We start from the raw sequence: 24194 nt of genomic DNA on the forward strand, positions 1-24194 counted from the left end.
CCGGGGCCAGTGTGGGAGCGAGCCTGCTCGCGATGGCGATAGCCCGGTCGCCTCAAGCCCACGCAACGGCTAACAACCCCGCCCCCAACACCACACACAGCGGTGAATAGGCCCAGGTGTCGAGGCGCGCGAACTTCGATCCGGCCTGCTCCTTGAAAAAGCCGACCAGGTTCGAATCACCGATCGCGCGGGCAAACATCAGCAAGGCGATTGCACTGATCAGCCATTGCAGCGACCAGTGCCCGACTGCCGGCACAAACAGGCCGACTCTCAGGCACACCATCAAGGCTATCAGCAACAATCCGACAGCCACTGCCAGGGTTCCGAGTGCAGAAGGTTTGAAAGCCGGCCGCAGCCCTTCCTCCGCACCGTCTTGTACCTGTGGCACCACAGCGTCACTGGCCCAACGACCGCCGAGCGCCCAGTACAGATGAATCAGGCTGATCAGCACAAACGCGGCGACGATCCATTGAGCAAGCACAAACGTCATGAGTGGGGTTCCTGGAATCGATGGCAGAAGAAACAGCCTAGACCAGAGTTTTTATCAGTGCGTTGTTCCACGGCAATGTTGCAGTCACGCACCATGAAATTCGCCTGAACGCTGCCCCTTCATTGATCGATTCGCTGCCCTACAGACTGGCAGAGACCTTGTCTGCGACATCCTTGGGCAACCACGCCCGCCAGACCTCCGGGTGCGCCTTCATGAAGGCTTCAGCCGCCTGACGCGGCGCGGTGTGGTTCTCGCTGATTTCGGCCAGGGCCTTGTTCAACGGCCCGATAGGCAGGTCGACCTTGCTGAAAAACTCGGTCACCTGCGGATACTGTTTCTGGAACGGCGCGGATACCCCAATCGACAGTTTCGAGGGCAGCGAGCGTGTTGGTTTTGGATTGGGGTTATCGGCATCGGTCAGGGTCTTCCAGGCCTCGGCATCGAACGGCGGCTCTTCCAGTTGAATCAGCTTGAAGCGTCCGAGCAATGGCGTTGGCGACCAGTAATAAAACAGCACCGGCTTGCCACGGCGAATGGACGAGGTGATCTCCGCGTCCAGCGCCGCGCCGGAACCGCTGCGAAAATTCACATAACTGTCCGTCAGGCCATAGGCCTTGAGCTTCTGCTTGTTGACCACTTCCGAGGTCCAGCCGATCGGGCTATTGAGGAAACGGCCTTTGCCGGGGCTTTCCGGATCGCTGAAGACATCCTTGTAGCGCGGCAGGTCCGACACGCTGCGCAAGTCCGGCGCCAGTGGCTTGATGCCTTTGGCCGGATCGCCCTTGATCACGTATTCCGGCACCCACCAGCCTTCGGTTGCACCTTTGACGGTATCGCCGATACTCGCCACCTTGCCTTCAGCCTCGGCCTTGACCCAGACCGGACTGCGACCGGCCCACTCTTCGCCAATGACCTGAATGTCATTGTTGGCCAGCGCGGTTTCCAGGGTAATGGTGGTGCCCGGCAAGGTATCGGTCGGCAGGCCGTAACCCTTCTCGACAATGATTCGCAAAATGTCGGTGATCAGACTGCCGCTTTCCCAGTTCAGGTCAGCGAAGTGGATCGGCGCCGGGGCGGCCATTACGATCATGGACGACAACAACAGACCAACGGTGGTTAGCAGACTTCCCAACAGCAGTCGAAACCCTTTCATGCGTTACACCTCATGCTGTTCACAGCCATGGCAGGACGGCTTTGCGCACAAAGGCCGCGCACCTGCGAATACTCAGTCAACTGACTGTAGTAGAGGTTTGTGCGTTCGAGGTCCAACGATCAACTTTCAGAAGAGTCCTGCAAGTGCTGCAACTCCCTTCGCACCATGCTGGCGTACTCCGCCGGACGCAAGGTGTAGATCTGTGATGCCACCCAGCTTAGCCAGGCGCCCTGCAGAACAGCCTTCTGAGCGAACAGGCGCTGGGCTTGTGCACGAGCACTGTCGAGGTTTTGCTCATGGAAGTCAGCCCGGGACAGGCTCATTTATTCACTGGCCTTGAACGTTATGAGCTCGCCTTTGCGCCACTTGGCAGCTTTGCCGGTTACCGCTTTCAAGGTTTTGGTCAGGCCTTCCTGTAGCTGTTGGTGAGCGGCAAACACCGTCACTACGCTATGGCCTTCCTTGAACAGAATGGCGTGGCCGTCTGCCGTGGTCACAAATGCGTAATCACCGAGGCCGTAGACCGTCAGTTTGATCTCGCGAAACTTGATTTCGAATTTACCACCTTCGCGACTCGGCAATACCGCTGCGCGGAAATGATCGCCGACCTTGAGCTCCAGGCGAGGCTTGTCGTCCACCACCAGTGCCGACTCGGTGTCGATCTCGGCGACGTAAATACCTTCAGGGGTCTGTTCGGTGATGTAAACGAAACGTGATTGAAACTGCTTGACCAGCTTTGCGCGCAGATCACCCAGCACGAACAAAGCATGCATATCGAGATTACTTACTGCCAAGGAAACATCCCCACATCTGAAAATGACGCTACCCGCAGAAAAAACAGGCAGCAGAAAAACGGTCATACCGAAAATGTCGCAACAATGACCAAGCTGAAATCGTGAAGCGAGCAGAAAGCTCCTTCATCGCAGGGTAGGAAAAGACTACTGGAATGCCCATCCTCCCGTCTTCCCTGGCGGTCGTCAGATGCTGAAGGAAATCGCCCTTCTAACGGCCAGAGAATACTGGACTATCTACTTTAGGGAGAAAACTGTTTAAAAAAAGCACTTTTCTGACATATCGCCAGAAAAAAATTGCTTTAGATAAGCATGAACCTCCAACCCGTGGAGGCGATTCTAGAGCAGCCATGCGCCCCTAGACTACCTAAAGCGACGTGTATCCGTCGGCAAACCATAGAAAAGGAATTCATATGAGCACGCTGACCCTCTCTGCCCAGCACACAAACACCCCGACCTATAGCCCTMACCTGCGTTATCAGGTGGTTCTGGCGGGTAACCGCTTTTTCCATATCAAAGAAACCGCAACGGGTCGTGTAAGAGGTTTCCGTGGTGACCACAACGAAGCCTGCGCTCTCGCCAGAAACCTCGAAACTCGCCTCTGACACACCCGATTGCGTTCGCCTGCGCTGTCGTTTCGTCACACCGATGACTTAACTGCGCCGCAGGTAAGCAACAACTGCCATACTGCCCGACCATTGAAACTCAGCCCCTTCGGCAGGCTGCGTTGAAAACAACAGAATAATTTCCAAGGGAAGGCGTACGTGACGGAATTTGATATCGGCGAATTTTTTATTTGGGGTGAAGCCAGAGACGTCGATGGCGAATTCCAGGCAGTGATTGTCATGCGCGCCAAGCCTCCGCTGACCACCGTGACTTACCACCAGGTCGAGAAAGACCGCTGGTTCAAGACCAAAGACGTCGCCGCCGCCGCGGCCATGGAATCTGCCAAGGCGCTGAAGCTTGCTGTTGATGGAGGCGCATTGAACGCCTGATCAACAGGTCGCGACTTGAGCAGTCTCATTAGCGAAAACGATTTAATGCAGGCTGTCGGGTTTTTCGGCGTTAAGTTGCGCCAACCAGGCAGCCTTGCATTCCTCGGCCTCATTACGGCTTGAGAATGCAGTGCCACGCTGCTCGCCATTGAGCAAGACGACCCAGCACACGCTTTGCCCCGCGGCCCGCAATCCGGCAGGCACGCCACTGCCAATCATCACCGCCACATCGACTTTACTTTGCATGAGGGCACCTCGGAATCGTTCATTAGCTTCCTAACAATGTAGAAATGTTAATGAGTCCCGCTCCCTGGAAATAGCCGCCCGCCTGCACAATTTTCTTGCATAACCGGTAACAATCGCGTGTTCCCAGGACCAGCCTTAACGTGGACTTTCAGGCTTGTAACCTAAGCGCAATCCACCCCAATGCCGCCCTTTGAGCATGATTGGAACCGACAAGTCATGCATCAATTCGCCCGTATCACGAGTATAGGTCTGAAGTAACACAGGCTGTTGATGGCTGCCACAGCGAATACCGGTGCGGTCACTGAATTTGCGTTTGGTACGGTTGTGCAACGTGTCGACGTGTACGTCGCCGGTCAGCGGCTGGCTGAAGATCGCATTGTGTGTCGGTACGTAGCCTTGCTGGGTACAGGCGATCGCAAACACCAGACCTTCATGCCGCTTGAGCAACGGTTCCTGAATCCCCGGCAGCACCTGATCGGCATAGCGGTCAAAACGGGTCTGGAACTTGGTGGGCGCCGTGTTGGGAATTGCCTGATAGTTACGGTCGAACAGGTCCTCCAGACTGACGCGCCCCTGGTCGATGTCCTGCGAGAAACGCTCTGCGATCTGACTGGCACCTTCGCGTGCCAGGTCATAGACCCGTTGGTGGTAGTCGTCCAGTCCGACTTCGGCGAGGCGTTCGCTGATGGTCTCGGCCTGCCCCTCCATTTGCACCGCCGCTTGCGCCAGGTGCCGGGTCTGCTGATCACTGACTGCCAGATCGCTGCGCATCTGTTCGACGGCATGAAACAGACTGTCCAGTTGTTGGTGATTATTGCTTGAGCCACTGGCGATTTCACCGACCTGGGCTTCAACCCCGGCGGCCAGTCGGGCGATGTTTTGCAATTGTTGCCCGGTGTGCTCGACTCGCTCGACACCGCTGTTCAAGTCACTGGACAACTGGCGGATCTGCTCGACCACCTGCGCGGTGCGCTGCTGGATATCGGCCACCATCAACCCGACCTCCTCCGTTGCGGCAGCGGTGCGCCCGGCCAACCCGCGGACCTCATCGGCGACCACCGCAAAACCACGGCCATGCTCCCCGGCCCGCGCCGCTTCAATCGCCGCATTCAGCGCCAATAGATTGGTCTGGCTGGCGATCGTCTGAATCACCAGCGTCACTCGCTGGATGTCTTCACTGCGCACACTCAGGGCTTCGATCAGCTCACGGCTGTCGTTGGCGCGCACACTGAGCTGGTGCATTCGCGTGATGGATTCGGCCAGCACGGTGCTTCCCAGAACACTGCTCTGGTGGGCTTCACTGGCGGCGCCCAAGGCTTGCTGGCTGAGTTGTGAAGTCGCTTTCTCAGTCCCGATCATGACTTCGGCACTGCTGACGATCTGCGCGGCAGCATCGAGTTGCGACTGCAGTTTGCCGGCCAACTGCTTGACCGAATAGGCCACACCCGCAGCAGACAGCGCGTTATGACTGGTGGAATAAGAAAGATCGCGGGTCAGATCGGTGATCGCACTGGACGTGTCGGCGACGGGGACGTCGACGGTTGCCCGCGAACGCAGACGGGGCAGCCAGATAATCAGCACTGCCACCGGTAAACAGAAATAAAGCGACCAACCGCCGAGTGCCAAGGCGCACAGCAACAGCATCAAGGCCACGCTTTGCAGCGCAGGCGCCAACCAGCGCACATCAGCCTTGGGTGAAACCCGCGATTGCGCTGCTGCGCCAGCCAAAGATCCGTCGCCTGCCATGTTCGTTACCCCCACTGCGTTTTCTATTTGTTGTGTCAGCATTAAGCGCCACTAGAAGGCCATTATCTATGGTCCATTAGTCGTGGTGCTTGCAGCAGATCAATAGAAGTGCGGGGATATTTTCCGGGCGGCAAAAAGCTTCGCGGGCAAGCCTGCTCCCACAGGTGAAGGGTGACCTGTGGGAACGGGCTTGCCCGCGAATGGGCGCTACTGAATCAGGCCTGACGCTGGTGCTTGTCGATTTGCTCGTGACGTTCTTGAGCTTCGATGCAGTACTTGGTGGTCGGGCTGATCAGCAGGCGCTTCAGGCCGATCGGCTCGCCGCTGTCGTCGCACCAGCCGAAGGTGTCGTCGCCGATACGCTCCAGCGCTCGTTCCAGCTGAGGCAGCATGCGCTGATCACGATCAATAGCGTTGACCAGCCAGGTGCGCTCTTCTTCGACCGAAGCCGCGTCAGCCGGGTCAGCCGGGGTATCCAGGCTTTCAATGGCGATGCGGTTCTGTTCGATGCGCTCGTGGGTTTCCACTTTCATGGCTTGCAGCAGCTCGGTGAAAAAAGCCTGTTGCTCGGCATTCATGTAGTCATCCGCCGGCATGGCCAGCAACTTTTCCTTTGTCATTGATTTCTCTATAAAAAATACGTGCATTAAGGCGAATCAGGGAGCTTTCCGGTCGACCTTCAAGGCCTCGGAAAGGCGCCGTACATTCCAAGCGCCACCCGGCACTCAATTTACGAGGGGCGGCAGTCTAAGGCCGACTTGCAACCTCAGCAACTGAAAAGACAGGGAATTTGTCCGATAAAGCCCTTAAATTGCTCTCTGGCAAGCTTTGAGGCGGTTATCGGAGTGCGTTTATAGCAAGAAATTCAATCGAGCGGCTGTATATAGAAGACAAACGGCTACGTCACGCAGGTCAGCACCGCAAAAAGTGCCTTTAGAACACGGTTTCGACCTTTATCCCGCCGATCACCGCCGAATGGTTGTCAAGGTTTTTCCAGTGCGAGATGTGGGTATTGCGAAGTACAACCGTTGGACACCGGACCTGTGGGAGCGAGCTTGCTCGCGATGCAAGCGCTGCGGTTTTCCTGGAACACCGCGGTGATGCTATCGCGAGCAGGCTCGCTCCCACACAAGCATTGCTCCCATGGAGGAGCAGCTCAGCGCTTGAGTTTGCGCTTGTTGCGGTATTGGTCGATGACCACCGCGATCACGATGATCAGGCCTTTGATGATGTCCTGGATGTAGGCGTCGACGCCGACGAAGGTGAAGCCGCTGGCCATCACCCCGAGGATCAGCGCGCCGATTACCGTGCCGGTAATGCGTCCCACGCCACCCGCCAGGCTGGTACCGCCAATCACCGCTGCGGCAATCGCGTCCAGTTCATACGACATGCCCATCCCGGCCTGCCCGGTTGCGGCACGGGCCGACGCCACCACGCCCGCCAATCCCGCCAGCAACCCGGCGATGCTGTAGACGATCACCAGATGGCGTTTGACGTTGATCCCGGAGGTGCGCGCCGCCTGCATGTTGCCGCCGATGGCGTAGGTGTATTTACCGTACTTGGTGTAGCGCAAGGCGATGTGGAAGATCACCGCCACCACCAGAAAAATAATCACCGGCATCGCGCCGTGGCCGATGGCCGTGTAGGAATCCGAGAGCATGCTCACCGGCTGGCCTTCGGTGTAGTAACGCGCCAGGCCACGGGCCGAGACCATCATGCCCAAGGTGGCAATGAACGGTGGAATCCCGGTGACGGCAATGATGCTGCCATTGATTGCCCCCGCCAGCAGCCCGACGCCGAGCCCGGCAATCACCGGAATCCACACCGGCAGATCAGTCAACGACGGAAACACCGCACGGGCGAAATCCGAAGTCTGCGCCAGGCTGGCGGCAATCATCGCCGATAAGGCCAGTACCGAGCCCGACGACAGGTCGATGCCGGTGGTGATAATCACCTGGGTCACGCCAATCGCCAGCAGGCCGATGATCGACACTTGCAGGATCATCAGGACCAACCGCTGGGAGTTCATCAAAAAGCTCTGGTCGCGCACGATCCAGCCGAACAGTTCAAAGACCAGGCCAATGCCGATCAGCACCAGAAAGATACTCAGCTCGGTCGGCAAGCGCCGACGACTCTTGGCCGGTGCCATGGCAGGCTTGTTTTCCAGTATCGCGTTCATAACCACTCACCCTTCTTATTGCGTTGCCGGACGCAGACGAAACCGCCGCCAGCCTCAATGTGTTGAACAACTAGTGAACCGCGGTCATCCCGGAGGCCAGTTGCATGACCCGCTCCTGAGTCGCCTCGCTGCGGTCGAGGGTGCCCATCAGGTCGCCCTCGTGCATGACCATCACCCGGTCGCTCATGCCGAGCACTTCCGGCAGCTCCGACGAAATCATGATCACCGCCATGCCCTCGCTGGCGAGATAGGAGATCAGTCGGTAAATCTCGGCTTTGGCGCCGACATCGATGCCGCGGGTTGGCTCGTCGAGAATCAGGATCCGCGGGTTGGTCATCAGCCAACGGGCGAGCAAGGCTTTTTGCTGGTTGCCGCCGGACAAGGTGTCGATGCACTGCTCCAGCGATGGGGTTTTCACCCGCAGCTTCTTGCACATGTCTTCACACAGGGCGCGCAAGGCTTTCTGCTGGATAAAGCCGTTGCCGGCGTAATGCGGCAGCACCGCCATTTCCATGTTTTCCAGGACCGACAGGCACGGGAACAGGCCGCTGAGCTTGCGATCCTCGGTCAGCAACGCAAAACCCTTCTCGATGGCCATGTGCGGATCGCTGATGCGTACCGGCTGGCCATCGAGACGAATTTCACCGCCGTCGCTCGGGGTGATGCCGAAAATCGCTTCGGCGACGTTGGTCCGGCCCGAGCCCATCAGCCCGGCGATGCCGAGGATCTCGCCAGCATGCAGGTCGAAGGAAACGCCCTTGAAGACACCGTCCAGACGCAGGTCACGCACCGACATCAACAGATCGCCAATCGGTTTCTCGCGCACCGGGAACAACTGGCTCAGTTCACGCCCGACCATCATCGAGATCAGGCTGTCGCCATCCATGCTGTCGGCCCGTTGCAGGCCGATGTAGGCACCGTCACGGAACACCGCGACTTCGTCGGCGATGCTGAACACCTCGTTCATCTTGTGGGTGATATAGATGATGCCCTTACCCTGGGCCTTGAGGTCGGCAATGATCGAGAACAGGTGGGCGACCTCCTTGTCGGTAATCGCGGAGGTCGGTTCGTCCATGATCAGGATGTCCGAATCGTAGGACACCGCTTTGGCGATCTCGACCATCTGCCGCTCGGCGATGCTCAGGTTGCCGACCTGTTCTTCCGGGTCGAGATTGATCCGCAGCCGTTCGAGCAATTGCGCGGTGCAGCGGTGCATTTCCCGGTGATCGATCATGTGGAAACCGTTGAGCTGCTCACGACCGATCCAGATGTTCTCGGCGATGCTCATGTGCGGCATCAGGTTGAGCTCCTGGTGGATCATCGCGATCCCGGCCTGCAAGGCTGCCAGCGGCGTATCGAAGGTCACCGGCTTGCCACGCAGACGCAGCTCACCGGCGTCCGGCTGATAGATGCCGGCGATGATTTTCATCAGGGTGGATTTGCCGGCGCCGTTCTCGCCCATCAACGCCAGTACCGAACCCGGACGCACCCGCAGCTGGACATCGGACAAGGCCACCACACCTGGGAAACCCTTGCTGACGTTGACGATCTCCAGCAGGTACGGCTCATCGACAGATACAGCGTTTGGCTGGACACCCACCAACGGGATGTTCGAAGCAGTCGCTGAAGCGAACATGATCAGGTACTCCATCAGCAAGGTTGGCAATGCCACCTTGCATGCTTATTGTTGTTTTTGAACGGACTGACTATTTGAACTGGTCAACGTTTTCCGGGGTGATCAGGCGATACGGCACCCACACGGCTTGCTCGACCGGTTCGTTCCTGGCCATCTTCACGGCGGCGTCGATGGAGTCGACAGCCTGGCCGTTGGCGTCCTGGAACACCGAGACTGCCAGATCACCTTTCTTCACGGCGCGCAGGCCATCCGGAGTACCGTCGACACCGGCGATCAACACACTACCCTTTTCCACGCCGGCCTGTTTCAAGGCCATGGCTGCGCCGATGGCCATCTCGTCATTGTTGGAGACGATGGCGTCGAACTTGCGGCCCTGGGTCAGCCAGTCGTTGACCAACGTCATGCCTTTATCGCGCAGCCAGGTCCCGGTCTGTTCCTGGTCGATCTTGATGCCCGGGTATTTGGCCAGCACCTCTTTGACGCCTTTGGTGCGGTTGGTGGTGGAGTTGTTGGCGAGGTCGCCGAGCAGGATGACGATGTCACCCTTGCCCTTGAGCTTTTCGGCGAGGTACTGCATCTGCATCTGGCCGGCTTCCAGATCATTGGAGGCCACGGTAATCACGCCTTTGGGCAGGTTCAGGTCATCCGGACGACGGTTGACGTAGACCAGCGGAATCCCGGCCTTGACCGCCGCTTCGGTGATTTTTCTGGTCGCGGCGGTATCCACCGGATTCACCACGATGGCGTCGACTTTCTGGCTGATGAAACTTTCAACCTGGCTCAGTTGCTTGACCACGTCGCTGCGGGCGTCTTCGAACTGCAGCTTGACGCCATCGGGCATGGACTTGGCTTGCTTGTCCATGGATTCACGCAAGTAGGTCAACCAGGTGTCATCGAACTGGGACATGCTGACGCCAATCCTCAGGTCAGCGAGTGCAGCGCCGCTGGCAAGCATCAGGGACAGGGCAAGCGAGGCGAAACGGATCTTGGTCTTCATGAAAAGTCTTTCTCCACATTCTTGTAGGTTTTATGGATAAGGCGCAGGACGAATTCAGTGAGTGGGCAAGCGAACGATCGGTGCGCCGGGAATGCAGCACACCAAGGCGCCCTTGCGTTCAACGCAAAGGCAACCGGAAAGGGAAAAGGTTTGAACACGAGGCAGGAACGCGCTACGTAAAACGTGCAGAGCAGAGCTGAAGGTTTTCATCGACGGTACCTATCGTTGTTTCTTGTTTTTGTTTCGCCCTCCCCGCACTCAAGGCTGGCTTGAGGTCGATCGGGACGTTGATAGTCGGCAACCTGGAAATGACTTTATTGGAATTTAATTTCCATATCAACTCATTTTAGAATTTTATTCTGATTTAATTCCATGCCCGCACACAGGCTTGATTTCAATCACCTGACGGCGTTCGAAACTCAGCCGTGCGGCGTCTAGAACGCGGGTGGTCGCCAGTGCATCACGGGCCTCGACCGGCAGTGGGCCAGCGCCTTGCAACGCGGTTTGCAGCTGTAAATAGAACTGATTCCAGCAACCGCGCTCAGACGGAACCCGCTCGCGCTCTACACCGTGCTCGAACCAGCCCCAGCGTCGATGCTCTTCAACGCCCCAGCGATCACCTTCGGACGTTGGCGTCAGCCCGGCCAGCGCCAGGGCCTCTTGCCCGTCCAGACCGTCGACGCTGTAGCAACCTGCCGTGCCGTTGACCCGAAAACGCGGCCCTGGATTGTTTTGCAGGCAACTGCCGTTCAAGTGCGAGATCACACCATTGGCATGGGTCAGCGAGAGGAAAAAGCCGTTGTCGAAAAGCTGATCTTCAGTGCGGTAATCCAGTTCGGCGTAGACCCGCGTCACCGGTCCGAACAGTTGCAGCGCCTGATCCACCAGATGACTGCCCAGATCGCGCAGGAACCCGCCGCCGCTGCCCTTGCCCACCGACTGCGGCGAATGGCGTTCTACGCTGGACTCAAAGCGGGTGACTTGTCCCAGCGCACCGGAGTCGATGAGTTTGCGTACCGTGAGGAAGTCTGAATCCCAGCGCCGGTTTTGATAAACGCTGAGCGAGACCTTGCGCTGCTCGGCAGCGGTCACCAGTGCTTCGGCCTGTTGAGCATCGGCGGCGAAAGGTTTGTCGCAGACCACTGGTACTCCGTGTTCAATCGCTTCGAGCACCAGCGCCGCCCGCCCTTCCAGTGTGGTGGAAATCACCAACACATCGACCCCGGCTTCCACCAATTGGCCAATGTTGTCGAAGGCCGGGACGCCGGGGTATTCAGTCGCCAATAGCTGACGGCGCTCGGGGGAACGCGTGACCACGCCGACAAAAGTCGCCGCCGGCAAACTGCTGATCAGCGGCGCATGGAAAAACCGACCACCGTGGCCGTAACCGACAAGTCCGATTCGCATGAAGCTTTCCTTATAGATAACTACCGGATGTGCATGGCCCTTGTGGGAGCGAGCCTGCTCGCGATGCAGGCGATGCGGTTTATCAGAGGCACCGCGTTGATCCCATCGCGAGCAGGCTCGCTCCCACAGGATTTGCGCAAGGCTTCAGCGACAGAGTTCGCTTTTGACCCGCTCGAGCATCATCCGGTTGGATTCGTCCGGGCGATCTTCCCAGGCGGCCTCGCCCAGACCGATGTCGATTGCCCCCTTGGGGTTAGCCGTAGAAACGGGGGCGGTCTGGCAGTGCGACGTTGATGATCGCCCCGCTCTGTTGCGCTTCAATGCAGGCATCTGCTGCCACCGCTGCGGCAAAGCCATCCCACGCCGACGGCCCACCAACCTGCCCGGCACGCACGCCGTCGATGAACGCCTGCAACTCAACGTCGTAGGCGGCGATGAAGCGGTCCTTCCAGTCCATCAGAATCGCGTTGGACAGCTTGGCCCCGCTGCGCATCTGCACCTGCGACGGCTCCGGCAGCTTGGCGATGCCGGTCTCGCCGACCACTTCGCACTGAATGTCATAGCCGTACTGGCAGTTAACGAAGACTTCGACGTCGATACGCGTGCCCTTGGCGGTTTCCAGCAAGACAATTTGCGGGTCTTTCAGGTGGGCGTGGGCCTTGCTGGTCTTGCGCGGGAACACCACTTGTACCGACACGTAATCGTCGTCGAGCAACCAGCGCAGCACGTCCAGTTCATGGATCAGCGTGTCGGTGATCGCCATGTCGGTCTTGTAGTTCTCACCCACGGTCGGGTTGCGGTGAGCGCAATGCAGCATCAGCGGCTCGCCGATCTGGCCGCTGTCGATCACCGTTTTGAGTGCTCGATAGCCCTCGTCGTACGGGCGCATGAAACCGACCTGCACCAGACGTTTGCCGTGGGCCACTTCAGCCTCGACGATCTTGCGGCAGCCCTCGGCGGTGACCGCCAGCGGCTTCTCGCAGAACACCGGTTTACCCGCCGCAATCGCCGCCAGCACGAACTCTTCGTGGCTCGGCCCCCAGGAGGTGACCAGAATCGCTTCGACGTCCGGCGCCTTGATCAGCGCGTGGCCGTCCGGGTACACCTCGGCGGTCAGTTTCAGGTCGGCAACCACTTTGGCCGCCTGCTGCAGATTAATGTCGGTAACCGCCACCACCTGACTGTTGAGCAGGGTCTGGCTGCAACGACGGATGTGATCCTGACCGATGGCGCCGGTGCCGATGACGCCTAGCTTTAAAGACATGTGAAGACTCCTTCCTGTTGAGATGGCAGAGCAATCAGTACTGACGGGCCTTGGCCAGTCGTTCATTAAGGGTTTTGGCTACCGCATCGGTGCGCGCGCTGGTGGAGACCTGCGCCACGCCCACCCGCCACCAGGACAAGTATTTGTGGATCATGGTCTTAGGCAGGACCTTGATGTCGATCAGCGTCGACACCGTCTGCAACCACGCATCGGCCAAGGCCGCTTGCAGTTGTTCGACGGTGTTGACCTTGTAGGTCTTGCAACCGTAGGCCGCCGCGCTCATGGCAAAGTCCACCGGGACAAAGCCACCATCGAGCTTGCCCGTTTCAGGATTGCGGAAACGGAACTCGGTGCCGAAGCTGTCCATGCCGTGTTCCATCTGCAAGTTGTTGATGCAGCCGAAGGTCATGTTGTCGAGCAGGATCACGTTGATCTTGCGCCGCTCCTGAATCGAGGTGGCCAGCTCCGAATGCAGCATCATGTACGAGCCGTCGCCCACCAGCGCGTAGACCTCGCGCGTCGGCTCGGCGAGTTTCACTCCAAGCGCAGCATTGACCTCGTAACCCATGCAGGAATAACCGTACTCGACGTGATAGGTGTTCACGCCCTTGCTGCGCCAGCTGCGCTGCAAGTCGCCGGGCAAGCTGCCGGCAGCGGCGACGATTACCGCGTCGTCGGCCAGGGTTTGGTTCAACACGCCGAGCACGCGGCTTTGGGTCAGGCAGGAACCGGTCAGCTCGATGAATTCGCGCAGCACCGCCGGGTCCATGTGGTCGTTGATTTCCGGGATGAAGTCCTGGGTCTGGTATTCGACCTGATAGACACGATCCACTTCTTCATCCAGTTGTGCCTTGGCCTGACGCGGTTGGTCGCCCCAGCCGGAGCGGTAATCGGTCAAAGCTTCAGACAATGCCTGCAAGCCGGACCTGGCGTCGGCCAGCAGCTGCACGCCATCGAGCTTCAGCACATCGCAAGGGCTGATGTTCAGGTTGAGAAACTTCACCTCGGGATGCTGGAACAGCCATTTCGACGAGGTGGTGAAGTCCGAGTAGCGGGTGCCGATGCCAATGATCAGGTCGGCTTCCTTGGCCAGCAGGTTCGCCGCCAGGCAACCGGTTTCGCCAATCCCGCCGACGTTCAGCGGATGACTGGAAACCACCGCACTCTTGCCGGCCTGGGTCTCGGCGAAGGGAATGTCGAAACGTTCGGCAAACGCCTGCAACGCGGCATTCGCGCCCGAGTATTTGACCCCGCCGCCGCAGATGATCAGCGGTTTGCGCTTGCCTTTGAGCAGCGCCACGGCATCGCCGAGCATGGCGTCGGTGGCCGGGCGCCGGTCGATGCGGTGCACGCGTTTTTGCAGGAAGTAATCGGGGTAATCGTAGGCTTCAGCCTGTACGTCTTGCGGCAGGGCCAGCGTCACCGCGCCGGTTTCCGCCGGATCGGTGAGCACGCGCATGGCGTGGATCGCCGCGCTCATCAGTTGTTCGGGACGGTTGATGCGGTCCCAGTATTTGCTCACCGCTTTGAAGGCATCGTTGGTGCTGATGCTCAGGTCATGGAACTGCTCGATCTGTTGCAGCACCGGGTCCGGTTGGCGACTGGCGTAGACATCGCCGGGCAACAGCAGCAAGGGAATCCGGTTGGCGGTGGCCGTCGCCGCAGCGGTCAGCATGTTCGCTGCACCGGGGCCGACCGAGGAGGTGCAGGCGTAGATCTTGCGCCGTAGATTCTGCTTGGCAAAACCGATGGCGGCGTGGGCCATGCCCTGTTCATTGCGGCCCTGATGGACGATCAGGTCACCGCTGTCCTGTTCCAGCGCCTGGCCGAGACCGAGCACATTGCCGTGGCCGAAAATGGTGAAGATCCCGGCGACGAATTTGCTTTGAACCCCATCGACCTCGACGTACTGGTTATCGAGGAATTTCACCAGGGCCTGGGCCATGGTCAGTCGTGTTGTGGTCATGTGCGATCCTTCAATATACGAAGAAACCTTGTGGGAGCGAGCCTGCTCGCGATGACGGTTTTACATTCAACATCAATGGTTGCTGTCACACCGCTATCGCGAGCAGGCTCGCTCCCACAGTTGATCTCCATCAGTCTGACAGCGGTGTCAGGCCAGGGAGTTCTTCAGGTGATCCATGCTCGCGCCGATCGCCTGGCGGATATCCGTCAGCCCGTGCACGCTGTCGGCAAACGGCTCGAACGACAGGTAGCCGCTGTAGCCGGTGCTGAGCAAGGTATCGATCTGCGCCGCGTTAGCGAGGATGTCGCCCTCGCCCACCAGCACCCGATGACCATCGCGGATGGTCGCCAGTGGCGCTTGCGCGTCCTCGACGCCCGAGATGTGCACCAGCCCGGTCAGCTCAGGGAAGAACTCGTGTTCACTGGCCAGATGATGGTGAAAGGTGTCATGCACCAGACGGAACACATCCAGCCCGCCAATCGCCTTGATCGCATCCACTGCCGTGCGTTTGCGCCGCAGCGAACACTCTTCGAAACCCAGCGGTTCGATGAAACCGAGAATCCCATGCTCGCGCAGGATCGGCGCCAGTTCACTCAATGCGGTGCGCAGGCCGGCGCTGCGTTCGGCTTCGTTGCGCGGGTCGGTGCGATCGTTCAGCGGGCACATCACCAACCCTTGCGCGCCGCAATCACGGGCATAGGCGGCGAGTTTCAGGGTTTGCGCACGGCGCTCGTCGTTCCAGACATCGAACGGGTACAGCGCGTTGATCGACAGCACCTTGATTCCGTGTGTGGCGCACAACTCACGAACGCGTCCGGGCGGCGTACCGTCTTCAATCTCGATGCCCTTGAGGTCGTTGCGGATCTCGATGGCATCGGCTTTCAGGGCTACCGCCAGTTCAATGAATTCCGGCAGCGACAAACGTGGGGCAACCATACGGTTCAGGGCGAAACGCAGGGGCTGGCTCATTATTCTTGATCTCCGCACTCAAGGTGTTTATTTGGCAGTGGGCATGCTGAACTCAGGGCCTTTGGCGATGCTGTCCGGCCAGCGCTGCATGACGCTTTTGTAGCGGCTGTAGAAACGAATGCCTTCCTCACCGTAGGCATGGTGATCGCCGAACAATGAGCGCTTCCAGCCACCAAACGAGTGCCASGCCATCGGYACSGGRATCGGYACGTTGATGCCGACCATGCCGACCTTGATGGTGCGGGCAAACGCCCGGGCAATCCCGCCGTCGCTGGTGAAGCAGGACACACCATTGCCGAATTCGTGGGCGTTGATCAGCGCCACCGCACTGGCGAAATCCGCAACCCGGACGATGCCCAGCACCGGACCGAAGATTTCCTGCTGGTAGATGCTCATCTCGGTCGTGACTTTGTCGAACAGCGTTGCACCGACAAAGAAACCATTCTCCGCACCCGGCACCTTGAAGCCGCGGCCATCGACGATCAGTTGCGCGCCCTGGGCCACGCCTTGATCGATGAAGCCTTCGACCTTGGCCTTGTGCTCGGCGGTAACCAGCGGCCCCATGTCGCTGTCGCCCTGCATACCGTTGCCGACCTTCAACTGGTCGATACGCGGCAGCAGTTTGGCAATCAGCTTGTCGCCAACATCGCCCACGGCCACGGCAATCGAGATCGCCATGCAGCGTTCGCCGGCCGAGCCGAATGCAGCGCCAATCAAGGCATCGGCGGCCTGATCCAGATCGGCGTCAGGCATCACGATCATGTGGTTCTTCGCCCCGCCCAGCGCTTGCACGCGCTTGCCACGGGCCGTGGCTTGCTGGTGGATGTACTCGGCAATCGGTGTCGAACCGACAAACGAAATGGCTTCGATGTCCGGGTGCTGCAGCAACGCATCAACCGCGCTCTTGTCGCCCTGCACCACGTTGAACACACCGTCCGGCAAACCGGCTTCAGTGAGCAGGCGCGCCATCAGCAAACTGGCCGACGGATCACGCTCCGAAGGTTTGAGGATGAAGCAGTTACCGGTGACCAGCGCCAGCGGAATCATCCACAGCGGCACCATCACCGGGAAGTTGAACGGCGTGACCCCGGCGCAAACGCCCAATGGCTGACGCAGGTTCCAGTTGTCGATGCCGCCACCGATGTTGTCGCTGAATTCGGTTTTCAGCAGGTTCGGCGCACCGCAGGCGTACTCGACGATCTCGATGCCACGAGTGACTTCACCCTTCGCGTCGGAAAAAACTTTGCCGTGTTCGCGGCTGATGATTTCCGCCAGCTCATTGTGATGACGGTCGAGCAGTTCCTTGAACTTGAACATCACCCGCGAGCGGCGCAGCGACGATTGCTCGGACCAGGCCGGGAACGCCCGCAATGCCGAAGCCACGGCTTCATCGACGGTCTGCTGGCTGGCCAGCCCGACCCGCGCCTGAATCGCGCCAGTGGCCGGATTGAAGACATTGCTGAAGCGCTCACTGCCAGTGTCCTGCACCTGGCCGTTGAGGTAGTGGCCGATAAACGGGACGTCGCTCATTGTTTTTGTTCTCCAGTGCGTCTTCAGAATTCAGAGGTCCAGCAGCCAGCTGTGCTGCGGATCGTTATGGAACTGCCAAACCCGTTTCGGGCCGGCCATGACATTCAGGTAATACGACTCGTAGCCGTAAGGCACGCTGACCGGGTGATAGCCCTTGGGCACCACCACCAGATCGCTGTTTTCCACGGCCATGGCCTGATCGATAGAGCGGTCATCGGTGTAGACCCGCTGAAAAACGAAGCCTTGCGGTGGGTTGATCTGGTGGTAATAGGTCTCTTCGAGAAAGCTCTGGTGCGGCAGGTCGTCGGTGTCGTGCTTGTGCGGCGGGTAGCTCGACGAATGCCCGGACGGCGTGCGCACTTCCACCACCAGCAGTGAGTGCGCAGGCTCGGTGTCGGGCAGGATGTCGCAGACGTAACGGGTGTTGGCGCCCTTGCCACGCACGCTGCGCTTCATGCTGTCGGCGGTGATCAGCCGTGGGCCGAGACCTGCCGAGGCCGAACCGGGAGCGGCGCACACGGCGATCTGTACATCGCTGAGTGCGACTATCTGCGCCTGACTGCCGGGCGGCAGGTAGGCGGCGAACGGTGATTTGTCTTCGAACACCGATTGGCGGTCGCCGATGTTGTCCCAGTTGAACGCGCCCTGCCCCGGCGCTTCACCGCTGACATCAACCCGACCGCTGAGCAGCACCAGGCACAGTTCTTTATCGCCCGCACTGACCGGCAAGGTTTCGCCGAGGCTCATGCGGTAGGCGCTGAAACCAACGTATTCCAGCGCTCCGGCGGGTAACTCGACCAGGGTCCGGCCCTTGGCGTTGCTCTTGACCAGCAGGCTCATTGTCCGGCCCTCTGGTCAAGCAAGGCGCGCAAGGTCTCGTAACCTTTCTTGGCATAGACGTAGCTCGGCGCGACAGCCGGATCCTGCTCGGCCTCGACCACCAGCCAGCCGTGATAATCGGCGGCCAGCAATACGTCGAGCAGCGCGGCAAAGTCGATATCACCGTCGCCGGGCACGGTGAACGTGCCGTTGATGATGCAGTCCGGGAAGCTCCAGAGATTGTTGCGCGCCAGTTGCACCACCGGTTTGCGCACGTCCTTGAAATGCACGTGACAGATACGCCCGATGTGCTTGCGCAGCACTTCGAGCGGTTCCCCACCGCCCATGTAGCAGTGGCCCGAATCGAACAGCAGCCCGACTTCGCTGCCGGTCAGGGACATCAGTTTATCGATGTCCGCCGGCGACTCGACGTACGCGCCCATGTGGTGGTGATACGCCAGGCGCACGCCTCGGGACAGGGTGAAACGTGCCAGCTCGGTGAGCTTGTCGGCGTATGCCTGCCAGGCCTGCTCGGTGTGAAAACGCGGGCGTTCGACCAGCGGAATCCGCTGGCCCTGGATCGAATCGGCGACTTCGCCGTAGACCAGCACCTTGGCGCCGTTTTGCGCCAGCAACTCGACATGGCTGCCAATGGCCTCGATTTCTTCAGCCACCGAACGCCGGGCCAGACGGCTGGAGTACCAGCCGGAGACCAGCGCCAGGTCGTAAGGCCGCAGCACGTCGCCGACGCCTTTGGCGTCCTTGGGGAACTTGCCGTTGAGTTCAAAACCTTCGTAGCCGATGTCCTTGCCTTCGCTCAGGGCAGTGCTCAACGGCGTTTCCCCACCGAGGGCCGGCAGATCGTCGTTGCTCCAGGAAATCGGGTTGATGCCAATTCGGATAGCGGGCATGGCTGCACCTTTTATTGTTTTCTAAATAAACGCTGAAAGTGTCGACCGAACACTTGTGGCGAGGGAGCTTGCTCCCGCTCGGCTGCGAAGCAGTCGTAAAACCTGTAGACGTGGTTTACCTGTTGCACTGTGCTGCCAGGTTTGGGCCTGCTTCGCAGTCCAGCGGGAGCAAGCTCCCTCGCCACAACAAGCCCGTCGCCACAAAATCTTCGTCAGCTGCGGGCAGTGCGCCAGGCATTGATCAGTTCGACAAACGTGCCCTGCACTCTCTGGATCAGCGCTTCGTCATCGATCTCACCGGCCAGCCACGCTCGGCTCGGTTCCTGGAAAATCGTCCGGCCTACGGCAAACCCTCTGCAGGTCTTGCTCTGGCTCGCTTGCGCAAAGCCTTCGGCCAACGCTGCGGCCGGTGCATTCAGGCCCAGCAGCACCACGCCCCGGCAATAGGGGTCGCGCTCCTGGATCAGCTCATCGAGCTGTTTCCACTCCTCGCTGCTTTGCGCCTCGATCTTCCACCAGGCCGGAAAAATGCCCAGGTTGTACAGGCGTTTGATCGCGCGATAGAGCACGTCCGGATACGCTGACGGGTGATCCTTGGGCGGGATGATTTCCAGCAGCAGCTCATGGCCGCTGACCTGCGCCGCCTGATACAAACCCTTGATCTGCGCTTCCTGTTCCAGGCGCAACAGCGGCTCGTCGTCCGGGTGAAATTGCACCAGGCACTTGATGATTTGTTCCTGCGGCCAGGCGATCAGGTTGCTGCCAATCGAACGACCATGTTCGAAGGCCAGTGGCCGTGAACCTTGCACTTCCACCGGACGCGCCACCCACCAACCGCGACCGGTGGCGGCATTCAGCGAGTCCTGACCGAAACGCTGGTCAGCCAGCAGACCGACATCCGCCTCGATGCCCTGCCGACGCAAGTCCGCTTCGACCCGCTCCACGGCCTTGATGAACAACTGCTTGAGCTCGCCGATGCTGCTCAGCTCGCGACCGCCCTTTTGCGCCAGTTCCACCAGTTGCCCACGATGGTCGAAGGCAAAGATGAACAGCTGCTTCCAGGTTTTGCGCGGTACGCTGACCTGATGCAGGCGTTGCAATACGGCATCCTGATCCGGCCGGGTGATCGGCACCGGGCTGTTGAACAGGTAATCCAGCTCGGCACGGGTCGGCATCGCCGGGGCGCAGGCGTGGCGTGAAACCACCAGGCCGCCGCAGGCATTGGCCAACTGGCAGCAGCGTTCATCGCTGGCCTCGATCAGCCAGCCGCTGAGGAAGCCCGACATGAACGCATCGCCAGCGCCCAGCACATTGAGCACCTCGACCTGTACACCGGGATAGATCGCACCGTCTTCGAGACGAACCGGAATCACCCCGTGAATCACCGTGCAGCCTTGCGGCCCGAGCTTGACCACCAGGGTCGCTGCCGTCAGACGACGGACGTTGCGCAGTGCACTCAACAAGTCCTCGCTGCCACCGGCAATCAGGAACTCCTCTTCGGTGCCGACAATCAGGTCGAAACGCGGGAGGATTTTCTGTACGTGCTGGCTGACCTGCTGGTCGGCGACGAAACGGGTTTCGCCATCCGCCTTGCCCGCCAAGCCCCAAAGAACCGGCCGGTAATCAATGTCGAGAATGCGTTTGACGTTGTGCTTTTCGGCGTACTCCAGCGCCTGGATGCTCGCCTTGTAGACGCCGCCGGTAGAGAAATGCGTGCCGGTGATCAGCAAGGCTTTGCTGGAGGCGATAAAGGCTTCGCTGATGTCTTCGGCGCGCAGGGCCATGTCGGCACAGTTTTCGCGGTAGAACACCAACGGAAAGGTTTCGCGGTCCTTGAGGCCCAGCAGAACCATGGCGGTGAGGCGCTCCGGATCGACCTTGATGCCACTGACGTCGCAGCCTTCACGGGCCAGGGACTCGACCAGGAAACGCCCCATGTGGTCGTCCCCCACCCGGCTGAGCATGGCCGACTTCAGCCCCAACCGGGCCGTGCCGAAGGCGATGTTGGCGGACGAACCTCCGAGGTACTTGGCGAAGCTTGCGACATCCTCCAGCCGTGCACCGACTTGCTGTGCATAGAGGTCGACGCCAAGGCGCCCGAGGCAAATCAGATCCAATTGACGCCCACTGGCAAAACGAGTCTGGCCCATGCTGGCTCCTGTTATTTTTATCAGCCTGCGTTCGGGGCGGTGGTGGCGCCGAACGCTCTTGGTGGATGCAGACTAAAACGTGTGGCGCCGACAAATCAATATTTATTCCAATAAATTTTTACGTGGAATATTTTTTCCAATAAACTTCTACGGAACTGCCCTAGACACCGTGCATCGTTTCAGCACGTGTCTGGCTGACCCACGGCTCAAGATTTTATTCACGCCTACCCTGTAGACTGCGCACAGCCAACCTATTGTCATGGGCAACGCTTTACCGAGCGGCCCAACAAGAACAAGCCAGAAGGATCATTTATGTCCCGCACCGATCAGCCGGCTACCACCGAGACCACGCCGCAAAGCGACCTCGCCAGCCCCCCGATCAATGCCGAACGCTTGCTGCAGCTGATCACCAACGAGTACGAAAGCCTGCCGCGGCAGCTCAAACGCATCGCCAGCTACATGAGCCAGCAGAGCGACCGGATCATGGTCGACCGCATCAGCGACATCGCCCGCGAATGCGAAGTGCACCCCTCGGCCATCGTGCGTTTCTCCCAGCGCTTTGGTTTCAGCGGTTTCAGCGAAATGCAGGCGTTGTTCCGCGAGGCGTACACCCACAAGACCACGCCGGTGCAGAACTACCAGCAGCGCATTCGCAGCATGATCGCCAACAAGTCGCAGAAGGCCAGCGGCGGCGACCTGGCGCGCGAGTGCATCAACGCCACGCTGTCAGGCATCGAACGCCTGGGCCTGGAACTGGATGACCAGTCCTTCGAGAAAGCCGTGGACCTGGTGGTGAATGCCGACAACATCTACGTGGTCGGGGTGCGCCGCTCGTTCGCGGTGGCCGATTACCTGGTCTACAACCTGCAACACACCAACAAGCGCATACACCTGGTCTCGGGACTGGGCGGCAGCTACCGCGAGCAAATGCGCAGCGTACGGGCCAATGACCTGGTGATCGCCATCAGCTTCACGCCCTACGGCAAGGAAACCCAGCACTGCCTGCGCATCGCCCAGCACCATCAGGCGAAAACCCTGATCATCACCGACAGCAACCTGTCGCCGCTGGCCAAACGGGCGAACACGGTGCTGCTGGTCAATGAAGGCTCTTCGTTTGCGTTCCGCTCCTTGAGTGCGACCCTGTGCCTGTGCCAGGCGCTGTTCATCGCCGTGGCCTATCGCCTGGAGCTGAAGATGGATGAGATTCACGAGCAGGTCGGGTTCGAGGACTGACCCTCAGCGCCATGATGGGTATGGGTGTGGGCCTGCAACGAGCCCGGCACCCCGGCGCGAAACAGCCCGCCCTCCTCGATCCAGGCCTGGGTCGACTGATAAGCGCGCTGCAGCAGTTGATCGGTCTGGGTGAAATCGAACACCGAGATCCCCAGCGGACAGAGCGGCGCGACCACATGGATCGCCGCTCGCGGTGAATACAGCTCAATGTCGCGCACCAGCTGGCGCATGCTCATCAGGTTCAAGGTGTGCAGCGCCAACGCCACCAGCCCCGAGGGCGGACTGGGGCAGTCACAGCCGAACCCGGTCGGCACCACCACAACCCGCGTCGCGCCCAGGTACACCGCACTGGCAATCGGCGTATTGCTGGCCACGCCGCCGTCGATCAACAGCTTGCCGCCGATCTGCACACACGGAAACACCAATGGAATCGCCGCACTGGCCAGCAACGCCTGCTCGACACTGCCGCTGGACAGCAGTTCTTCGGCGCCGGTGAGCAAATTGGTGGTGACGATGTGCAGCGGCAACTCGGTGTCTTCGATCTGCTTGAAGGGCAATGCCCGCCGCACCAGATGCTCCAGCGCCGCAGACTGCAACAGAAAGCCCCGGCGCCGAAAAATCGCCGACAGGCTATCGAACAGCGAAAACGGAAACACATCGGCCTTGCGCAAACCGCGCCAGAAGTCCGCCAGCTCGGCCACCCCTTGCGCGTTCGGGCGTGCAGCAAAGTACGCACCGTTGATGGCACCGACCGAGGCACCGATCACCATATCGAACGACACGCCCGCCTCGACCAGCGCCTGCAACATGCCGACCTGAACCGCACCGAGGCTGCCGCCACCGGCAAGGACGAGCGCAGTTTTTTCGGCGGGCATGACAGACCTCCAGAAACATCCGGGTACCTAGACTCTCAAGCATAGCGGTTGAGCCCGAGTGCACTGGCGAAGGTCATGGGTTTACCGCTAAATTGGCGACGCACTGTCTACGCATTATCAAAGGAGCTGTACATGAAGCTGATCGGAATGCTCGATTCACCTTATGTAAGACGCGTCGCCATTAGCCTGAAGTCGCTGGACATCCCGTTCGAGCACGCCTCGGTGTCGGTGTTCCGGCACTTTGCGAAGTTCCAGCAGATCAACCCGGTGGTCAAGGCCCCGACGCTGGTGCTGGACAACGGCGAAGTGCTGATGGACTCGACCTTGATCATCGATTACCTGGAAGCCTTGAGCGGACCAGACAAGAGCCTGATGCCGACGCAACTGGACCAGCGCGTGCATTCATTGCGGCTGATCGGCCTGGCCTTGGCGGCTTGCGAAAAGTCGGTGCAGATCTATTACGAGCGCACTTTGCGACCTGCCGAGAAACAGCATGAGCCGTGGCTGGAACGCGTCAGCGGGCAGTTGCTGGCGGCGTATTCGGCGCTGGAACAGGAGCTGGACAAGCAGCCACTGAAGACCGACGGTTCCCTCGACCAGGCGGGCATCACCCTCGCCGTGGCCTGGAGCTTCACCAATCTGGTGGTGCCGGATCAGGTCAGTGACGCGCAGTTCCCGAAAATCCGCGCATTCACCGCCTACGCCGAACAGCTGCCGGCGTTCGTCAGTACGCCGATAACCTGAGGACCTCCTACAGAACCAAGCCACTAGGGCTAATGCCATTCAGTGAATGGCAATACGTTCTGTAAAACGAAGCAAGACTCGTGTGGGAGCGAG

At 59.7% G+C, this 24194-nt stretch carries 23 protein-coding genes; 4 read left to right on the forward strand and 19 right to left on the reverse strand.

Annotated features, from left to right (window positions below; genetic code table 11):
• Positions 1-52 precede the first annotated feature (52 nt).
• The 4 genes from AC1DIH_RS15385 to AC1DIH_RS15400 form a co-directional block, all read right to left on the reverse strand.
• A complete protein-coding gene (locus AC1DIH_RS15385) occupies positions 53-490 on the reverse strand; it encodes a DUF3995 domain-containing protein (RefSeq protein WP_477772311.1) in 438 nt (145 codons plus the stop codon).
• A gap of 139 nt (positions 491-629) precedes the next feature.
• Complete coding sequence (locus tag AC1DIH_RS15390) at positions 630-1643, reverse strand: ABC transporter substrate-binding protein (protein ID WP_477772312.1); 1014 nt, start codon at positions 1641-1643, stop codon at positions 630-632.
• Positions 1644-1762: 119 nt separating this feature from the next.
• Entirely contained in the window at positions 1763-1966 is a 204-nt protein-coding gene (locus AC1DIH_RS15395; RefSeq protein ID WP_123583364.1) for a hypothetical protein, read from the reverse strand.
• Positions 1967-2437, reverse strand: coding sequence for a hypothetical protein (locus AC1DIH_RS15400; protein WP_371917629.1), 471 nt, complete (start codon positions 2435-2437; stop codon positions 1967-1969).
• 410 nt (positions 2438-2847) lie between these two features.
• Between AC1DIH_RS15400 and AC1DIH_RS15405 the strand changes: the two genes are divergently transcribed.
• Together AC1DIH_RS15405 and AC1DIH_RS15410 are read left to right on the forward strand one after the other, a co-directional pair.
• Positions 2848-3039 carry a hypothetical protein gene (locus AC1DIH_RS15405; protein ID WP_477772313.1) on the forward strand — a complete coding sequence of 64 codons (192 nt, stop codon included), beginning with the start codon at positions 2848-2850 and terminating at the stop codon, positions 3037-3039.
• Between the two features lie 159 nt (positions 3040-3198).
• Positions 3199-3429 (forward strand): hypothetical protein, encoded by a 231-nt coding sequence (locus AC1DIH_RS15410; protein WP_477772314.1) that lies wholly within the window; start codon positions 3199-3201, stop codon positions 3427-3429.
• 42 nt (positions 3430-3471) lie between these two features.
• Here AC1DIH_RS15410 and AC1DIH_RS15415 read toward each other — a convergent pair whose 3' ends face one another.
• The 14 genes from AC1DIH_RS15415 to AC1DIH_RS15480 form a co-directional block, all read right to left on the reverse strand.
• Positions 3472-3675: a hypothetical protein gene (locus AC1DIH_RS15415; RefSeq protein ID WP_054596745.1), complete on the reverse strand. Its 204-nt coding sequence runs from the start codon at positions 3673-3675 to the stop codon at positions 3472-3474.
• Between the two features lie 135 nt (positions 3676-3810).
• Positions 3811-5463: a methyl-accepting chemotaxis protein gene (locus tag AC1DIH_RS15420; RefSeq protein WP_477772315.1), complete on the reverse strand. Its 1653-nt coding sequence runs from the start codon at positions 5461-5463 to the stop codon at positions 3811-3813.
• 173 nt (positions 5464-5636) lie between these two features.
• A complete protein-coding gene (locus tag AC1DIH_RS15425) occupies positions 5637-6041 on the reverse strand; it encodes a TraR/DksA family transcriptional regulator (protein WP_019691009.1) in 405 nt (134 codons plus the stop codon).
• Positions 6042-6577: 536 nt separating this feature from the next.
• A complete protein-coding gene (locus AC1DIH_RS15430) occupies positions 6578-7600 on the reverse strand; it encodes an ABC transporter permease (protein WP_477772316.1) in 1023 nt (340 codons plus the stop codon).
• A gap of 70 nt (positions 7601-7670) precedes the next feature.
• Positions 7671-9236, reverse strand: coding sequence for a sugar ABC transporter ATP-binding protein (locus AC1DIH_RS15435; RefSeq protein ID WP_477772317.1), 1566 nt, complete (start codon positions 9234-9236; stop codon positions 7671-7673).
• A gap of 70 nt (positions 9237-9306) precedes the next feature.
• A complete protein-coding gene (locus AC1DIH_RS15440) occupies positions 9307-10233 on the reverse strand; it encodes a sugar ABC transporter substrate-binding protein (protein WP_477772318.1) in 927 nt (308 codons plus the stop codon).
• A gap of 354 nt (positions 10234-10587) precedes the next feature.
• Positions 10588-11640 carry a Gfo/Idh/MocA family protein gene (locus tag AC1DIH_RS15445; RefSeq protein WP_477772319.1) on the reverse strand — a complete coding sequence of 351 codons (1053 nt, stop codon included), beginning with the start codon at positions 11638-11640 and terminating at the stop codon, positions 10588-10590.
• 253 nt (positions 11641-11893) lie between these two features.
• Entirely contained in the window at positions 11894-12904 is a 1011-nt protein-coding gene (iolG, locus tag AC1DIH_RS15450; RefSeq protein ID WP_477772320.1) for a bifunctional inositol 2-dehydrogenase/D-chiro-inositol 1-dehydrogenase, read from the reverse strand.
• Positions 12905-12938: 34 nt separating this feature from the next.
• Positions 12939-14870, reverse strand: a complete 1932-nt coding sequence (gene iolD / locus AC1DIH_RS15455; RefSeq protein ID WP_477772321.1) for a 3D-(3,5/4)-trihydroxycyclohexane-1,2-dione acylhydrolase (decyclizing) — start codon at positions 14868-14870, stop codon at positions 12939-12941.
• 147 nt (positions 14871-15017) lie between these two features.
• A complete protein-coding gene (locus tag AC1DIH_RS15460) occupies positions 15018-15839 on the reverse strand; it encodes a TIM barrel protein (RefSeq protein ID WP_477772322.1) in 822 nt (273 codons plus the stop codon).
• Positions 15840-15866: 27 nt separating this feature from the next.
• On the reverse strand, positions 15867-17369 hold the full coding sequence (locus AC1DIH_RS15465; protein WP_477772323.1) for a CoA-acylating methylmalonate-semialdehyde dehydrogenase: 1503 nt from the start codon (positions 17367-17369) through the stop codon (positions 15867-15869).
• Between the two features lie 30 nt (positions 17370-17399).
• Positions 17400-18209: a 5-deoxy-glucuronate isomerase gene (gene iolB / locus AC1DIH_RS15470; RefSeq protein WP_477772324.1), complete on the reverse strand. Its 810-nt coding sequence runs from the start codon at positions 18207-18209 to the stop codon at positions 17400-17402.
• Positions 18206-19099 (reverse strand): myo-inosose-2 dehydratase, encoded by an 894-nt coding sequence (gene iolE, locus AC1DIH_RS15475; RefSeq protein WP_477772325.1) that lies wholly within the window; start codon positions 19097-19099, stop codon positions 18206-18208. The genes iolB and iolE overlap by 4 nt, the downstream gene beginning before the upstream one ends.
• Positions 19100-19311: 212 nt before the next feature.
• On the reverse strand, positions 19312-21249 hold the full coding sequence (locus tag AC1DIH_RS15480; RefSeq protein ID WP_477772326.1) for a bifunctional 5-dehydro-2-deoxygluconokinase/5-dehydro-2-deoxyphosphogluconate aldolase: 1938 nt from the start codon (positions 21247-21249) through the stop codon (positions 19312-19314).
• A 312-nt stretch (positions 21250-21561) separates the two neighbouring features.
• On the opposite strand from AC1DIH_RS15480, the gene AC1DIH_RS15485 reads away from it, so the two are divergent.
• Positions 21562-22482, forward strand: a complete 921-nt coding sequence (locus tag AC1DIH_RS15485) for a MurR/RpiR family transcriptional regulator (RefSeq protein WP_477772327.1) — start codon at positions 21562-21564, stop codon at positions 22480-22482.
• Here the strand turns inward: AC1DIH_RS15485 and AC1DIH_RS15490 are convergent.
• Positions 22455-23357 carry a patatin-like phospholipase family protein gene (locus AC1DIH_RS15490; RefSeq protein ID WP_477772328.1) on the reverse strand — a complete coding sequence of 301 codons (903 nt, stop codon included), beginning with the start codon at positions 23355-23357 and terminating at the stop codon, positions 22455-22457. The two genes, AC1DIH_RS15485 and AC1DIH_RS15490, sit on opposite strands and share 28 nt — an antisense overlap.
• Before the next feature lie 132 nt (positions 23358-23489).
• Between AC1DIH_RS15490 and AC1DIH_RS15495 the strand changes: the two genes are divergently transcribed.
• The gene (locus AC1DIH_RS15495; RefSeq protein ID WP_477772329.1) at positions 23490-24101 is read left to right on the forward strand and encodes a glutathione S-transferase; all 612 of its coding nucleotides are present in this window, start codon (positions 23490-23492) and stop codon (positions 24099-24101) included.
• Positions 24102-24194: the final 93 nt, after the last annotated feature.

It is taken from the genome of Pseudomonas sp. 05N36, from assembly GCF_056397385.1.

Coding starts and splice junctions, on each gene's coding strand:
- AC1DIH_RS15385 (WP_477772311.1), bottom strand. CDS start 490: ATGACGTTTGTGCTTGCTCAATGGATCGTCGCCGCGTTTGTGCTGATC.
- AC1DIH_RS15390 (WP_477772312.1), bottom strand. CDS start 1,643: ATGAAAGGGTTTCGACTGCTGTTGGGAAGTCTGCTAACCACCGTTGGT.
- AC1DIH_RS15395 (WP_123583364.1), bottom strand. CDS start 1,966: ATGAGCCTGTCCCGGGCTGACTTCCATGAGCAAAACCTCGACAGTGCT.
- AC1DIH_RS15415 (WP_054596745.1), bottom strand. CDS start 3,675: ATGCAAAGTAAAGTCGATGTGGCGGTGATGATTGGCAGTGGCGTGCCT.
- AC1DIH_RS15420 (WP_477772315.1), bottom strand. CDS start 5,463: ATGCTGACACAACAAATAGAAAACGCAGTGGGGGTAACGAACATGGCA.
- AC1DIH_RS15425 (WP_019691009.1), bottom strand. CDS start 6,041: ATGACAAAGGAAAAGTTGCTGGCCATGCCGGCGGATGACTACATGAAT.
- AC1DIH_RS15430 (WP_477772316.1), bottom strand. CDS start 7,600: ATGAACGCGATACTGGAAAACAAGCCTGCCATGGCACCGGCCAAGAGT.
- AC1DIH_RS15435 (WP_477772317.1), bottom strand. CDS start 9,236: ATGTTCGCTTCAGCGACTGCTTCGAACATCCCGTTGGTGGGTGTCCAG.
- AC1DIH_RS15440 (WP_477772318.1), bottom strand. CDS start 10,233: ATGAAGACCAAGATCCGTTTCGCCTCGCTTGCCCTGTCCCTGATGCTT.
- AC1DIH_RS15445 (WP_477772319.1), bottom strand. CDS start 11,640: ATGCGAATCGGACTTGTCGGTTACGGCCACGGTGGTCGGTTTTTCCAT.
- iolG (WP_477772320.1), bottom strand. CDS start 12,904: ATGTCTTTAAAGCTAGGCGTCATCGGCACCGGCGCCATCGGTCAGGAT.
- iolD (WP_477772321.1), bottom strand. CDS start 14,870: ATGACCACAACACGACTGACCATGGCCCAGGCCCTGGTGAAATTCCTC.
- AC1DIH_RS15460 (WP_477772322.1), bottom strand. CDS start 15,839: ATGAGCCAGCCCCTGCGTTTCGCCCTGAACCGTATGGTTGCCCCACGT.
- iolB (WP_477772324.1), bottom strand. CDS start 18,209: ATGAGCCTGCTGGTCAAGAGCAACGCCAAGGGCCGGACCCTGGTCGAG.
- iolE (WP_477772325.1), bottom strand. CDS start 19,099: ATGCCCGCTATCCGAATTGGCATCAACCCGATTTCCTGGAGCAACGAC.
- AC1DIH_RS15480 (WP_477772326.1), bottom strand. CDS start 21,249: ATGGGCCAGACTCGTTTTGCCAGTGGGCGTCAATTGGATCTGATTTGC.
- AC1DIH_RS15485 (WP_477772327.1), top strand. CDS start 21,562: ATGTCCCGCACCGATCAGCCGGCTACCACCGAGACCACGCCGCAAAGC.
- AC1DIH_RS15490 (WP_477772328.1), bottom strand. CDS start 23,357: ATGCCCGCCGAAAAAACTGCGCTCGTCCTTGCCGGTGGCGGCAGCCTC.
- AC1DIH_RS15495 (WP_477772329.1), top strand. CDS start 23,490: ATGAAGCTGATCGGAATGCTCGATTCACCTTATGTAAGACGCGTCGCC.